Raw genomic sequence first — 15,471 nt, 5'->3', positions numbered from 1 at the left:
CAAAGATTTTTATCGCATAATATATAGCTTGCCATAACCATTTTTAAAATACTTGTCTACGGCAGTATTCCTGCGGTGCTCAACATCTTCGCCCCTGATCGAGGTAATGACCCTATACAGGTACACACCGTTGCCCAGTACCTGCCCGTACTCATCCTTTCCGTCCCAGCGGTACTCCGTAATGTTGCGGCCGATATGCAGGTTGCCCAGCTCGTATTTCTTGATCTCCCTGACTACTTTACCGGTAACGGTAAGTATCTGTATCTTGAACTGGGAGGGGATCTCTGAGCCGGTCATAGTAAAGATGAACTGCGTAGCAGTAGAGAACGGATTAGGATAATTCAGCACATTGGTAATTGAAGGCTTGTTCTCCACTGTAAAATTGATCTCGTATTTAAGAGCATTGTTGGCCTGGTTACCTACTTTGTCTCTACCCGATACAATAAGCTTGTACACCCCGTCCTCGTTGAGCGTAGGCCTGAATTCAATACGGGATTCATTCTTGCGGCCATTGGCTGTATCGGCAGGAATGAATTTACAGATCGTTCCATCCATAGGTATGGCCACCGGCGTAGTCTGGTTGGGATAAAGCAGCTGTACGTTCATCAGCGCCGTATCGTTGAGCGGCATATATTTGTTCTCGTCGCGCATCAATGCCTTGATAAAGGGCTTGGCAGATACGATATCCTTATCGAGAATACGCACACCATCGAAGGTAACATCCAGCAACGGGTTGTATTTATCTGCATTCACAAACAGGCTGAGGTACCCCAGATTGTTGGGATGGTATTGCTCCGGCTGATCGTTATCGGGATTGGCTTCGATATACAGGAAATTCTTGCCGTGATAAGCGGAAGGATCAAAATCCAGCGACGCGATCAAGGTATCGTTACCTGCCAGCTTACGGAAACGTTTACTGACCAGGTCATGTTTGACATTGCTGGCATCGATGATCTTGAAGTTGACAAGCATGCTGTCCATGGGCAGCGGCGTAAGGTTTTCGATGGCTAACCGCAACTTTCCCTGCTGTCCTTCATTCAGCGAATCGATATATTCAAAATGCGTTGCAGCATTGAGCGCCGCTTCCGGCACCGGGCTGTACAGCACCCGCCAGTAATCCAGGTAAGGACTGGTACGGGCGATATTATCGACACTGAACCATTTAAGCCGGAGTTTGGGATATTGAACGGCGGAAATAAAAGATAGCGGCACTTCTTTGTCTGCACCCGAATACAGCAGGGTTTCCTGGTTAACGGTGTCGATACCATAGACGGCGACATAAGGCGAATCGTTCACAGGGTTATCCAGTGCGGAGACCCGCCATTTCAGGGTCTGCCATTCTTTAGCAGGCCCCACCAACGCAGTCTGCATGATACCTGTATCCGGATAGCTGTAAAAAGGTGCCTCGAATAGTATTTTATCATCAACGCCTACACTCAGCGCCTGCGTTACCGGGAAACTGTTATCGCCTTTTTTCCTGAAGAAGGCGAAGGCCCTTTTATAGGTAAACTGGTCGATCTGGTCAAAGCCAAGGTTCTTAAACGCGTGATACAGAGATCTTCCGGAGCCGTAGACCTGGGTATCCGCCTGCCATTCGTTAATGGCCTTACCATCCCATACCGGGCCCGGCGGTCCGTTCAGGATCAGGTTTTTGATCATGACATAATTACCGGTGGGAATACTTTCGATGAAGGCCCTGGCACGCTCGCGGGACGCCGCATCGGCGGTAAGATACTCGAACATATACCGTGGCGGCGGAACCGGTAGACTTCCACAGTAGGCGATAGAGCCATAAAGCCCTTCTTTGGTATTGACCCAGGGCTTTCCTGAAGTAGAGTCGATAACCAATACCTGTACCGATCCTGATTTAAATGTGGTCAGCGAAAATCCGCAGCCATAGTTATCGAGCACCTGGTCGTTCAGCGAATGCCTTACACTGCTGAGGTCATTGAGCGTCATGTTCACCACTTTGTCTTCGACCTTCAGCACATTGGTTACCGGACTGAACTGAAAGCGGCGGCTGCTTGCAGGTAGCTGTAATCCTAAATAAGGCTCATTCTTTTTATATTGGAAATAATGCGACTGATTCCATCCTTCAGCGCCTCCGGCCAGGTAGATAAACGAGCTGTTGCTCCAGGCATAGGCGCCATTGATCAGCTCATCGGGCGCTGCCCGCCAGTAATAGACCACGCTATCTTTATAAGTAACATTGGGCTTCCATTTGATCACCCCACCCATACTCGCAATTTGTGTCGTCTGCAGCGCTGAGCTGTTGAAGGCCTCTGTGGTATCGATCTCCAGCTTATAGTTTCTCATATCGGCGAAAGCATTCAACGTGGAGGCTTTTAAGGTAATCCCCTGATCGTGCACAATGGCAAACTCAGGGGGATAGACCGGCTGCAGGTTCTCGGAATAGATAAATATCTGCAGCGTCGCCTGGTTATTAGCCTCCGACAGCTCGTCGAACCGCTCAGCGGCGTCTACCATTACCGTATAGTTATTCAGGCCGATATCGCGGTTGGGATCAACCGGTACCCGGAACGATACTGTATCCGAGCTCAGCAGCCTGGGTAAGCGCACCGAATCGGAGAACAGCACAGTACCTGATCCCGGAAGAGTATGTTGCAATCTTACCAGGACGGTATCCCTGGTGGAGCGTCCCAGGCTATAGACCACTGCCTTCAATGTAAAAGAATCCAGAGTAGTATTTACATTGGCCGGATCGGCTGACAAGCCGCTCTCTTCTATGGCGAAGTCGGGCTTTTCAGGGCTATAGGTAGCCAGTGCCGGATCGCCCTGGAACAGCATGGTCTGGATATGAATATCCATAAAATCCGACGAGGCATGGTCCTTGAGGTAAACCAGGTTCTGCTGGTATTGCTCTCCCAGCGTTTTACCGAATTGCCTGAACGACCAGCTCCGGTAAAGATTTTGCATGTAAACGTCCAGCGTTCCCGTCCAACCGAAATTGTTGGCCGCGATCATCGCTATTGAACCGCCCGAAACGGAGTTGATATACTGTTCGCTAATGGTTCTTACCGACGAATTGGCGAAGATATCCGCTACCTCACAGGCAAAAGAGGAGAATACCGGGAACTTTGGCCGGGAGTGGTACTGGTCGGGCGTGTTCAGGTTAAAATCAAAACCTGAGGTTGATCCATGGCCATAAAAAGAAGTAAAGCGGATCCCGTTATTCATCATGGAGTCAATGACCGAATTGTTGACCTGCTCCACCGGGTCGGTTGTCGATTTCCTGATCGTGGCGGCGATGCCACCGATAAGCGTATCGGCCAGTATACCGGCGCACACGTTCAGCGAAGCCACCAGGTTGTTCTGCTCGCTCAGGATAGGCGAACCGGCGATATGAAGCGCCTTCTTTTTCCAGAATTCATGTTCCACAGTGGGCACAGCCAATGGCCGGATCGCCGCCTCATAAACTTTTACTTTTTCCAGGTAGTTCCCGATCTCCTCATTGGTCCAGGCGGAAAGCCTGCCGGTAGCTAAAGCCGGCTTCTGGCTGTTGTTAAAGCTGGAAAACAAATTGTCAGAGCCCGGATGTCCCCATGTGGGTACAGGCACCAGCGCCTGGGGACTGCCAAGATATCCCAGGTAGTAATTATAGGAATATCCCCTGCCGATGATGAACAGGAAACGGGGCTTCGTGGTCCATGTCGCCAGCGCATAACCGATAAAATCCCTGACGCTGGAAGGATGGTATTCATAGCCGTACCCAAACTGGTCGTAAAGCTCCGATACGTCCACAACTACCGGATGGTAAGACCCGCCGGCCATGCTGCTCCGGTAGCTTTTAAATTCATTGACGTAGCTGGGAGAGGCATTGATCCAGCTTTTGTGTGTCAGAATGATGTAATCGCCTTGGTTAGCGGTATTGGTATAATCCCTGAAGGAAACCGGTACAAAGTAAGGTACGCTATTGATAGTGCCGGCGCTACCGAGAAAAACATCCCTGGGACCGGCGCTGGGATCCAGGTAGAATTTAACGACACCGCCAGTTTCCGTGCCGGAATAGATCCTGTTATTGGTCAGATCATAAAGTCTCGGCGGCTGTCCGCCGGTATTGAACCCGGTTATTTCCAGGTAACGATCCGACGCTGGCATCTGGAAACTGGCCTTTGTGCTGAAGCTCCCGGAAAAATCATACGTTCTCGGGTAACGGATCGACATGCCCAGATTCTGAAAATTAAATACATCGGAAACCGACAGCTGGTTGCTGCTGCTTAACTGCGCCGGAGACAGGGAAAGCGTCCGCTTTACCATCATAAACGGCGCATAGGTGGTGTCGAATATATTGCTCCCGTTGAGCGACAAATAGGGATGATGCTGTGTGGCTACTTTTGATTGCCCGTTAATAACGAAGGAAATACTGGCCGCCGGTCCACCGGAGTATACTGCCGGGGTAGCGACATTTACGGTTGAACCCGCTGACGGTGGGCCATAGCAATAGCCTTCGCCCAGATCGTAATCGGAGGAATAATAATATTCTACGTTTCCGCCATAAGATCTGCCCTGGTCAAGTGCTCCACGGATCGGCTGGGCAGGATAAACTTTCGAAAAACAATAAGGGGCCGGGACCGGAGCCGGTGAAGGAATGGCATTGCTCACCAGGAACAACCGCTGGTGGACATTGTTATCAAAGGTAAGAAAGTAAAAAGCGGTATCCGAGATCAGGTTGACGTCTATGTTAGGCTGATAGGACGGATCGGTATACAGCTTGGTATCGATCTTTCCATTCGCTTTGGCGCCATAAAACTCGATATAGTCGTTGCTGCCGAAGCTGCCGGTGGTGGATGTGTAGACCGGTACCTCCTGCCCTTCCCGGTACACGGCAAACTGGTTGCCGGTTGCGGCGCCCATGCCTATGGCGTCCAGCTGGGCTTTGGTGATCCGGTATATACCATCCTGCCCGATCTTAAACTTATAATAGGTATTGCTGAAGCTGATCCAGGAGTTGCTGAACGGTTGGGCGAAGCTGTTCTGAACGGTTGTTGCAGACAGGAGCAGCGCGATCAGCAAACCCGTTAATACAGTGCAATGTATTTTTCTTGTCTTCATCGTATCACAATATAGCGCCGGCGATCCGGCAGGGTTTTTATTTATCTTTTTTGGGCTCAGCAGGTGCTACAGCAGGCACTGCCGGGGGCTGTGCAGGAGCAGCTTCTTCCGCCTTCGGCTTTTTCGACCGCATGATGTCCAACCGTATAGACACCACATGCGACATCAAAGGATTGTCCTGCATCTGCAAGCTTGTAAAGGCATAATCCACCGAAAAGCTTTTGATTTTAAAGCCTACACCTACCGAGGGCTGGAATACAGTGTATTTCCTGATGTTGTTGGTATCGGCATTGTCCAGGGCCTTATAAAAATTACCGATCCCGGCGCGTACGAAGATCGCGTTCTTATAGCTGGCTTCCACACCCAGCCGCGGGTCGATGCTGATCGGCTTCGAAGCGATGATCGTATTTCTTTTACCATCGGTGGTGATGTCGAAGCCCAGCTCGGCCAGCACTTGTATATCGCTGCTTTCCTTCAGGAAGCTGCGCCCTACCCCGAAGTTGAACCGGGGCAGCATTACTTCATAGGATTTGATGGGGATCTCGTTACCGGTTGCCGAGAATTTGGCCTTTTCTTCGTCGGTAAGGTGAAACGACCAGGCCGTGTAGCTGGTGGTGATATCTTTAGCCGCGAGTCCGAAGCGCCATTTTTTGTATCGGGCCTGCAGGCCGATATCCAGGCCAAAGCCCCAGGCATTGGCCATGCTGCCAACATTACGGTAAAGCACTTTGGCGTTGGCCCCGATGCTGGTATGAATATCGGGGTTCTTTTTAAAAATATTCAGCTTTTGCGCATAAGAAAGCAATACGGCATAATCGCCGGCAGAAAAATCTTTCAACTTGCTTTCATCAAAAGAGCCATCAGGCTGTACGTAGTCGAGGGTATAGGGAATGTTGTCTGTGGCAAAACGGATGAACGAAATACCCAGCGCACGGTCCTTGTTCTTAAGCGGAATGGCCACCGCGCCATAATCATACTTAAAGATACCGGCGAAGTATTCGGCATGCATCAGGCCGGCCTGAATATCAGATTGCATATTGACGAGGCCCGCCGGGTTCCAATAGCCGGAATACACATCAGATGTGGAAGCGGCCGTAGCGCCGGCCATAGCCAGCCCCCTGGCGCCCACACCGATATTCAGGTATTCATTGACATAAATCCTGCTTTGTGCATGCGCCCCAGCAACAGACCCCAGTAAAAACAGCGACAGTATAGTTTGCTTCATAAAAGATCTTCTCCGTACATTTAAATACCCGTCATCAAGAGACAAGGCATCGCAGCCATAACGGAAAGGCAATTCTAATATTGCCCCTCATATATATTAAATTTTGCGATGATTTAGCAACAAAGTTAGCGAAGATTAACATATTCTTTAACCTGTTTGAAAATCTTGTCCATTATTTAAAACGCTATTATTTTTGCAGGCCCTGAATTAGCTTTCGATGTGTACTAATTTGGTCCTTTTTTTACCACTATAAATGACATACAGTGTTTCATAATTTCATACCCGAGCTGCAAAAACGAGGCCTTCTACAAGACATTATTCCCGGAACAGAGGAACAACTTGCCAAAGAGATGACCTCGGGCTACGTAGGCTTTGATCCCACAGCCGACAGCCTGCATATCGGCAGCATGCTTCCGATCATACTGCTGATGCATATGCAAAAATCGGGCCATAAACCCTATGCCCTTATCGGCGGCGCTACCGGTATGATCGGCGACCCCACCGGCAAGTCGGCAGAACGCAACCTGCTCGACGACGAGACGCTGCAGCGCAATATCGCCGGCATCCGCAAGCAGTTGGAAAAATTCCTGGATTTTGACGACAGCAAACCCAATAAGGCCGAGCTGGTTAACAACCACGACTGGCTGAAGGACTATACTTTTCTTGATTTCATCCGCGATATCGGCAAGCACCTTACCGTCAATTATATGCTGGCCAAAGATTCGGTGCAGAAACGACTGGAGTATGGCCTGTCCTTTACCGAGTTCAGCTACCAGCTGATACAGGGTTACGACTTCTACTACTTAAATAAGGAACGCAATATCAAGCTTCAGTTCGGTGGCGCCGACCAGTGGGGCAATATCGTTACCGGTACCGAGCTGATCCGCCGCAAAGGCGGCAGCGATGCCTTTGCCTTTACCTGTCCGCTGCTTAAAAAAGCCGATGGCGGTAAATTCGGCAAGACCGAATCCGGCAACATCTGGCTCGACCGGGAGAAGACATCGCCCTACCAGTTCTACCAGTATTGGCTCAATGTGACCGATGCAGACGCAAAGAACCTGATCAGCATCTTTACTTTTATCCCGGTGGAAGAGATCGCCGAGCTGGTCAAAGCACATGATGAAGCGCCACATCTGCGTAACCTGCAAAAGCGCCTGGCCGAAGAGATAACCACGATGGTGCACAGCAAGGAGGACCTGGACTTTGCGCAGCAAGCCAGCAATATCCTTTTTGGCAAAGACACCACCGACGCGCTCGCCGCGCTGAATGAAAAGCAGCTGCTGGAAGTGATGGAAGGTGTACCCCAGGTAACTTTTAAAAAAGACAACCTGAAAGAAGGCGTAGACCTGATCCAGTTCCTCGCTGATACCGGCATCTTCAGCTCTAAGGGAGAAGCACGCAAAATGTTACAGCAAGGTGGTGTAAGCATCAATAAAAGCAAAGTAAGCGGGGCTGAACTCTCGCTGAATGAAGCACATTTGCTGAATGAAAGATACACACTGATCCAGAAAGGTAAGAAGGATTATTACCTCGCCGTTTTTGAGTAAGTAAATTGATAATATGCGGAACAAATGTTCCGCATATTTTTTCCTGTAAAAAACCGGTCCTATGAAAATCTTCAGCGCTCAGCAGATCAGAGATGGCGACGCCTTCACCATCAGGCAGGAAGGGATCAGCTCTGCTCTGCTGATGGAACGCGCCGCCGCCAGCTGCTACCAATGGATTGCCGCGCAATACCACCGTGATACCCCCATGCTGGTTGTTTGTGGCATGGGCAACAATGGCGGCGATGGCCTGGCGCTCACCCGTATACTGCTGCAGGAAGGCTTTTCGGCCCGCGCTGTTGTATTGAAGCATACCGGTCAATTCAGTCCCGACGCTACGCATAACTTTACCTCGCTGCACCAGCTGGCGCCCGACGAAGTGCAGATTCTGAACCCCGGCATGTTTGTTACCGAGCTGCCGGAGCATATCCTCATTATCGATGCGTTGTTCGGCACCGGCCTGAACCGACCGCTGGAAGGCTGGCCTGCGGCTTTTGTCAGGGAGCTGAACGAGCTGCCCAACGAAAAGATAGCCATAGATATACCCAGCGGCCTGCCTGCCGACAGCCTGCCCCAGCCCGGAGCAGCAGTGATACAGGCCCGGCATACCCTCAGCTTTCAGTTCTGGAAACGCAGCTTCCTGCATACCGAAGCGGAGCCTTTTACCGGCAAGGTCCACGTGCTCGACATCGGCCTGAGCAGGACCTGGCAGGAAGCCACGCATTCCCAATACCACACCATAGACCGCGACACCGCATGCGCCATCTACCGTCCCCGCAAGGCATCGGGCCATAAAGGAACTTATGGCAAAGCAATGCTGATCGGCGGCAGCTACGGCAAGATCGGCGCCATAGCCCTGAGCACCCGGGCCGCTTTGCACAGCGGCGCCGGGCTGGTCTATACCCAGGCGCCTTCCTGCGGCTACGAGATCCTGCAGGCTACCCAACCCGAAGCCATGTTCCTCCCGGCGGGACAAAAGCATATCGACCGCATCGAGGTCAGCACGGAGGACAGCGCAACCGGCATCGGGCCCGGACTGGGACAGGCGCCGGAAACAGTAAAGGCTCTGGTGGCTTTCCTCGAACAGTATGATAAACCCTTAGTGCTCGATGCCGATGCCCTGAATATTTTATCGGCTAAAGAAACTTACCTGAACCTGCTTACCGCCGGCTCTATCCTGACGCCGCATCCTAAAGAATTTACACGGCTCTTCGGCCCTTCTCCCGGCAGTATGCTCCAGGTGGAGCTCGGCAGGGCCAAGGCTATGAAGTATAATGTGTGTATCGTATTGAAAGGACATCATACCGCGGTGCTGCTGCCCAACGGCGAATGCTGGTACAATACCACCGGCAATCCGGGGATGGCCACAGGAGGCAGTGGCGATGTGCTGACCGGTATCCTTACCGGTCTGCTGGCCCAGGGCTATACAGCACGGGATGCAGCATTGCTGGGTGTTTATCTGCATGGCCTGGCGGGAGATCTTGCCGCAGCAACCTTGTCGGAGGAAGCCCTTATCGCCGGCGATCTTGCCGAATACCTGGGAAAGGCTTTTCTCACCCTCCGTTAAAATAGGCATGCCTTTGCAAAATACTAACTGTCCTTATACCGTTCTTTGCTGATGCGACCGCTGCAGCTCATTCTCGCCCTATGCTTTCTTCAGCCCGCAACTGCCGGCGCGCGGCTGGCCTGGCTTGTCCATGGAGGAGCAGGCATGGCTTATGGCTCGGTCAATAGCCGTATTGATAAAGGAGATGCCCGCTACAGGGTCGACATCAGCCCCCGGATCACACCCAATGCGGGCATTTCGGCGCTGATCCCGTTCAGCAGCCGCCTGAGCCTGGAACCCGGCCTGATCTACAGCAGGAAAGGCTTCCGCGGCATCGACGAGTTTACCGTTTACTACACAAACCATACCCGGCAGATACTGTTCGATACCCGATATACCTTGCATTACCTCAGCATACCCATCCAGCTGAACTATGCGCTCCTGCAGCAACGCAACCACACTCTGCTGCTGGGCGGCGGCATGAACTATGCCTTCCTGCTCAGCGGCGGCAACGATTACTTCACACGACAATCGGCACAGGGGGATGTTTACGAAGATTGGTTCCGGGGCAACAAAGTGTCCAAAGGACTGATGCAGACGAAAAACACCTATGAAGGCACGATGAGTGTTTTTGATGCCGGTATCCGGCTGCAGCTGAGCTATGTCTTTCGTTCCCGCTTTGTGCTGCGCCTGTTCCATGAACAAAGCCTGTACAGCGTCTACCTGAAAGAACCTGGAGGCAGGCCCGCAGTGCGGCTCCGCTATACCGGCCTTAGCCTCGGCGTCCTGCTGCCGCAGTTCGGGCAGCCGGGCAAAGGTTCAGCACCTTCCAGTCGCTAGACCACGGCAGCCTTACGGGCCGCCGGCTTCGCTGTTCCCGCTTTTTCCTTTTTGCTTTTGTACTTGCGGCCCCACCAGATAAGAAAGCCGGTCACCGGCATGCTGGCACAGATGAGGCTGGCCAGGAAGGCCATTATTTTACCGGCAATACCGGCCACAGCGCCCACGTGGATATCGTAGTTCATGCGCTGTATCTTTTCGGCCATGGTCGTTTGCTTCAGCTTGCCATAAGTGTGCCGCACGTCCATTTCCTTCAACGTGTACTGGTCGAAAAAACGGTAGTCGGCTTTCCAGTAGGTACCGCCATCGGGATTGAGCGCGATTTCCAGGGCAGCGTTAGGCCCCTCCGGTATATGCACTTCCATCACACCGCGGTAGCCGGGGTTTTCCTGCCGCATCCTTTGCCACAGGATATCCGCTGCGGGCCGGCCTTCCCCTGGCGTCATCGCTGTGGTATCGGATAAGGGCGCACTGAACTCCGTCATGGCCTTGCCGCCGGAAGTGGTCCAGAATACGGTTTTGGCAAACCATTCAAAGCCCCACACCAGACCGGTGAAAGCGATGAAGATGATGATCCAGCTCATGTAAAAGCCCAGCACGTTGTGCAGATCGTAATTAGTGCGGCGCCATTTGGCATTCAGCTTGACAGTAAACCGCTGCTTCCGCGCCGCTTTGTTCCTGGGCCACCAGAGGATGATGCCGGTAATCAGTAATACGACAAAGATGAGGGTAGCTGAGGCCACGATCGGCTGCCCTATCTTCGGCGGCAGCCAGAGGTAGAAATGACCATTGATCACCACTCTGAAAAAGTCCCGGCTCATATCGCGGGTATGGAGCACCTTGCCCGTATAGGGATCGATGAATACCAGGTAATAATATTCCGGGTCGCCGTTGTAGAAAGACGCGATAGCCGAATGTCCCGGCTCGTAGGACAGGCTATGCAGCTTTTTGCCCCGGAGCTGCTGCCTGGCAATCGCTTCGAGCGTTGAAGGAGGCAACAAAGCTTTCGGCTGTTCCTGTACAAAGCGGAAGCTTTGGGTAGCATTTTCAATTTCCCGTTCAAAGGCCAGCATACAGCCGGTAATGCCCAGAAAGCAAACAATGAGTCCGGAGGCCAGGCCCAGCCAGAGGTGCACTTTGCCCACAGCCTTTTTGAAAGGCGAAGGCCCTCCCTTTTTCTTTTTACCCGCCTTGGTATCCGCTTTGTTCATAGCTCTGTTTGTCTTGCTGCACTGCAGCGCTTTCCGGGAAGCCAATGCAAACCCGCGTACCGGGTTTGCATGTTGTTACGTCAAAAAATACGCTGCTTTAGAAGCGGTAGCTTACGCCCATGCGCCAGTTGCGGCCAGCCTCAGCCTGCCAGGAGTACGCCGGGTTGCTGAAATAATTGGTATAGTAAGCGCCGCTGTAAAGATAAGTATCCAGTATGTTGAACACGTTCAAAGTGAGCCTGATCTTACCTGCCTCATAGAACAGGCCGCCATCCAGCTTAAAGTAATCGGGCAGGTTCTGCTCCGGCTGCTTGTCGCTGTAAGAGCCGGTAGCCCTGTCGCCAAGCCAGGTGCAGCCGCCGGAAATACCCAGGCCTTCCAGCACACCATGCTGCACTTTATAGCTCAGCCAGGCATTGACCGTATGGCGGTTGGAGCCCGCTACACGCTGCCCGTCATAGGCAATACTTTCGCCGATGCCGGCATTCACCTTATTGACTTTAGCATCGGTATAGGCATAGTTGGCGATCACGTTGAAGCCGGGGAACAGCGTACCCCGGATATCAAACTCTACGCCCTGGGCCAGCTTCTGGCCAATCTCCATGCTGAAGCTGGAATTGGGAATGCCGGTGATCTCATGGTTCTTGATAATGCGGTATACCGATAAAGTCGTGTTCCATTTACCATCGAACCAATCTCGTTTCACGCCGGCCTCGATATTGTTGCCCGTGATGGGACTGGCCGCCTTGCCACCCAGCAGGATGCCTGATTGCGGTACGAAAGCCTCGTCATACAAGGTATACACGGCCGTGTTCCGGTCGATAGAATAGCTGAGTCCTGCGCGGGGTGTGAACCGGTTGGCGCTCTGCGTGCCGTAGTAAGCCTGCTCAACGGTAGTGTAGCGCGCCGCCAGCGTCAGCCGCAGGCGGTCTTCAAAGAAAGCCAGCTCGTCCTGCACATAGATGCCGGTATAGCGCTGGTCGATGATGCCGCCGTTCGCCGTTGCCCGCTGTTCCAGGCTGAGCGTCCGGTCAAATTTCGGATAGCCGAGATCGGGCACACCGTTTACCGGGTTTTGGGTATCGAAAGGCGCGCCGGCAGAGTCGAGCGGATAAGCGCGCGACCAATCGGCATAGTATTTTTTAGTACCCACATCCAGGCCGGCCAGGATGCGGTGCGTTACCGGCCCGGTGTGCACCTTACCATTGATAAAGGCCTGTCCCAGGGTCATCTGGCTTTTGGCATCCCAGATCCCTACAGAGCGGATCATCTTGCCGCCGGGCATTACATCCTTTGGCCACATGCTGGACCCGGTCTGGTTATAGTTGAAATAAGCGGTCTGCACGGTCAGCTTCCAGTCGTCGCTGAGCTGGTGGTTGAGCGTGAGGTAGAGGCTATGATCGTTGATATTGGTAGGCGCCAGGCCGGGCGGTACGGCCGTAAAGTTGCGGGGTAGCGTGGCATAGCCATCTGTGGAGAACACATAGTAAGAGCCAACGTCCGTCATATTGGCGCGCTGATAAGTGTATTCGGCGGTCAGGCGGGTGCGGTCGCTGATCTGGTAAGCGATTACCGGAGCAACGGTATAGCGGTCGTTAAATTCATTGGGGCGGAAAGAGCCTTTCTTCTGACCGGCAAGATTGATACGGTACAGCAGCTTGCCATTTTTGCTCAGCTTGCCGTCGAGATCGAGCGATGCGCGGTAGAAATCGTAGCTGCCCATCATGAAGCTGGCCTCGCCTTTGGTTTCACCAGTAGGCTTTTTGGTCACCACATTGTATAAGCCGGAAGGATCGCCGTTGGCCAGCATAAAGCCTGCAGGCCCTTTGACGAATTCGATATGGTCTACCATGCTCATGTCCTCCGTAAGCGGCCCCCAGAAAGAGTTCACCACGTTGAAGCCATTACGGAAGGCCTGGATCTGCGAACCGCGCATGGTAATATTGGTGTAAAGGTCGCCCCAGTGCTCCTGGCGGTTGGCGCCGCTCACATTGCGCAGCACACCGTCGCTCATGCTGGTGATCTGCTGGTCGGCAAGTACCTTACCGGTAACGATCTGTATGTTCTGCGGCACTTCCAGCAAGGGTGTCTGCAGTTTCAGGCTGTTAGAAGTTTTTTCGGCAGTATAGGCCTGGCGGTTGGCCCCGATCACCACTTCATCAAGATCAGTATTGCCTTTTTTCAATTGGATATCGGTAAGGGTAAGGGTCTGATCGTCGCTGATGGTGAACTCCACCGTTTTGCTTTGCGTGCCTACGGCATGTACATAAAGCTTATGTTTGCCGGCATCGGCTTCCATTGTAAAGCGACCCTGCTCGTCCGTCGAGGTTTCTTCATCACTATGATCGAGACGCAGGGTTACCTGGGCCGCAGGAACGCCGTCGGCATTGAGGATGCGGCCCTTAAGGATTCCTGATTGGGCATAGGCAGCCGCACTGGCACCCAACAGGCCAAAAATCATAAAGATTTTGTTCATTTGTCTATACTATTTTGCAAAAATGGGAATGTAGAAAAGCTCAAGGGATAGGGCATTGATCATCAGGCAAAACCTGCCTGGCGGCTTTTGGCGCTGCAAAATTAGAACCGCGCCGGGCCAGAGGTTTTCATAATCGGGAAAAAAACTTTCAAAATCGGGAAAAGTGTGTCTGTTCCCTGTCAAAAAAAGCGAACTGTTCCCGTAGGGATTTCCGCAAACGGTTTTTGTAAGCTTTGCGTCATTTTTCGAAGGGTATATTCTTACCGGGCACCTATCATCCCGTCAGGAAACAATGACCGGCGCCCCATCATACGGGAGCGCATAAAAATTTTTACATTTGCTTCATGAATTTCCAGCTAACCGAAGTCAGCAACGCGCACCACATCAGGCAATTCCTGGAGCTTCCCCTCGACATATATAAAGATGATCCCAACTGGATCCGCCCGTTGGATAAAGATATCGAAGATGTCTTCGACCCGGCGAAGAATAAATTCTTCAGGCATGGCACCTGCAAACGCTGGCTGCTGCTGAACGGGCAACAGGAAGTGATCGGCCGCATAGCAGCCTTCATCAATAAAAAGTACAAGCAGGCACAGCCTACGGGAGGCGTCGGTTTTTTCGAATGCATCAACGACCAGGCCGCTGCTAATTTTATGCTGGATCATTGCCGCGACTGGCTGAAAGCGCAAGGTATGGAAGCCATGGACGGGCCGATCAATTTCGGCGAGCGGGAGCGCTGGTGGGGCCTGCTGATCGAAGGATTCCGCGAACCGCTTTACTGCATGAACTACAACCCGCCCTATTATAAGGAGCTGTTTGAACGCTACGGCTTCCAGGTCTATTTCAACCAGGAATGCTTTGGCATGCGTGCCGTTTACGAGTTCCAGGATAAATTTTATGTCCGGCACGAAGAGCTGTCCCGCAACAAAGACCTGCATGCCGAACCGATCAGGAAGAAGCAGCTGGAAAAATACGCCCGCGATTTTACAAAGGTCTACAATAAGGCCTGGGCCAGCCATGGCGAAGGCAAAACCCTTGAAGAGCGCCAGGTGATCAAAATGTTCCAGACCATGAAGCCGGTAATGGACGAAAGGCTGAGCTGGTTCGTTTACTATAAGGAAGAGCCGGTGGCCTGCTGGCTCAACCTGCCCGACCTCAACCAGTACTTCAAGCACATGAACGGTAAGTTCGGGCTGTTGCAGAAGCTTAAATTCCTGTGGCTGCAGCGCTTTGGTAAGAACGAACGTTTCCTGGGCATTCTTTTCGGCGTGGTGCCTGAATGGCAAGGCAAAGGCCTCGACGCCTACCTCATCCTGGAAGGCTCCAAGGTGATCTGCTTCAAAACACCTTATAAAGATTATGAAATGCAGTGGATCGGCGATTTCAATCCTAAAATGATTAATATCGCCTACAGTCTGGGCGCCACGATCACCCGCCGGCTCAGCACTTACCGTTACCTGTTTGACCGGCAAAAAGAATTCAAACGGCATCCCATACTGTAAAGCAGTATGAAGCGATGCCCTGCAACGGCAAAAAAGAAGCGTCTTTTGTGCCGG

8 protein-coding genes are annotated in these 15,471 nt (G+C 52.3%); 4 read left to right on the top strand and 4 right to left on the bottom strand.

Annotated elements, in window-relative coordinates:
• Positions 1-9: 9 nt before the first annotated feature.
• Complete coding sequence (gene porU2 / locus DZC79_RS17690; RefSeq protein ID WP_118952942.1) at positions 10-5,073, bottom strand: putative type IX secretion system sortase PorU2; 5,064 nt, start codon at positions 5,071-5,073, stop codon at positions 10-12.
• Positions 5,074-5,110: 37 nt separating this feature from the next.
• The gene (locus DZC79_RS17685; protein ID WP_157977245.1) at positions 5,111-6,298 is read right to left on the bottom strand and encodes a putative type IX sorting system protein PorV2; all 1,188 of its coding nucleotides are present in this window, start codon (positions 6,296-6,298) and stop codon (positions 5,111-5,113) included.
• A 263-nt stretch (positions 6,299-6,561) separates the two neighbouring features.
• Here DZC79_RS17685 and tyrS point away from each other — a divergent pair, with 263 nt between their 5' ends.
• The 3 genes from tyrS (at position 6,562) to DZC79_RS17670 (ending at position 10,228) form a co-directional block, all read left to right on the top strand.
• Positions 6,562-7,845 carry a tyrosine--tRNA ligase gene (gene tyrS, locus DZC79_RS17680; protein ID WP_118952941.1) on the top strand — a complete coding sequence of 428 codons (1,284 nt, stop codon included), beginning with the start codon at positions 6,562-6,564 and terminating at the stop codon, positions 7,843-7,845.
• Positions 7,846-7,906: 61 nt separating this feature from the next.
• Positions 7,907-9,409: an NAD(P)H-hydrate dehydratase gene (locus tag DZC79_RS17675; RefSeq protein ID WP_118952940.1), complete on the top strand. Its 1,503-nt coding sequence runs from the start codon at positions 7,907-7,909 to the stop codon at positions 9,407-9,409.
• A gap of 51 nt (positions 9,410-9,460) precedes the next feature.
• Entirely contained in the window at positions 9,461-10,228 is a 768-nt protein-coding gene (locus DZC79_RS17670) for an outer membrane beta-barrel protein (RefSeq protein WP_118952939.1), read from the top strand.
• On the opposite strand, the gene DZC79_RS17665 is transcribed toward DZC79_RS17670, so the two are convergent.
• Complete coding sequence (locus tag DZC79_RS17665) at positions 10,225-11,439, bottom strand: PepSY-associated TM helix domain-containing protein (RefSeq protein WP_118953015.1); 1,215 nt, start codon at positions 11,437-11,439, stop codon at positions 10,225-10,227. The genes DZC79_RS17670 and DZC79_RS17665 overlap by 4 nt on opposite strands.
• Positions 11,440-11,536: 97 nt before the next feature.
• Entirely contained in the window at positions 11,537-13,915 is a 2,379-nt protein-coding gene (locus DZC79_RS17660) for a TonB-dependent siderophore receptor (RefSeq protein ID WP_118952938.1), read from the bottom strand.
• A 344-nt stretch (positions 13,916-14,259) separates the two neighbouring features.
• Between DZC79_RS17660 and DZC79_RS17655 the strand changes: the two genes are divergently transcribed.
• Positions 14,260-15,417: a hypothetical protein gene (locus DZC79_RS17655; RefSeq protein ID WP_118952937.1), complete on the top strand. Its 1,158-nt coding sequence runs from the start codon at positions 14,260-14,262 to the stop codon at positions 15,415-15,417.
• Positions 15,418-15,471 lie beyond the last annotated feature (54 nt).

The organism is Taibaiella helva (genome assembly GCF_003545695.1).
Classification (GTDB): Bacteria; Bacteroidota; Bacteroidia; order Chitinophagales; family Chitinophagaceae; genus Taibaiella; species Taibaiella helva.
Note: the sequence above shows the minus strand (reverse complement) of the source record. Positions and strands in the feature narration are given on the sequence as shown.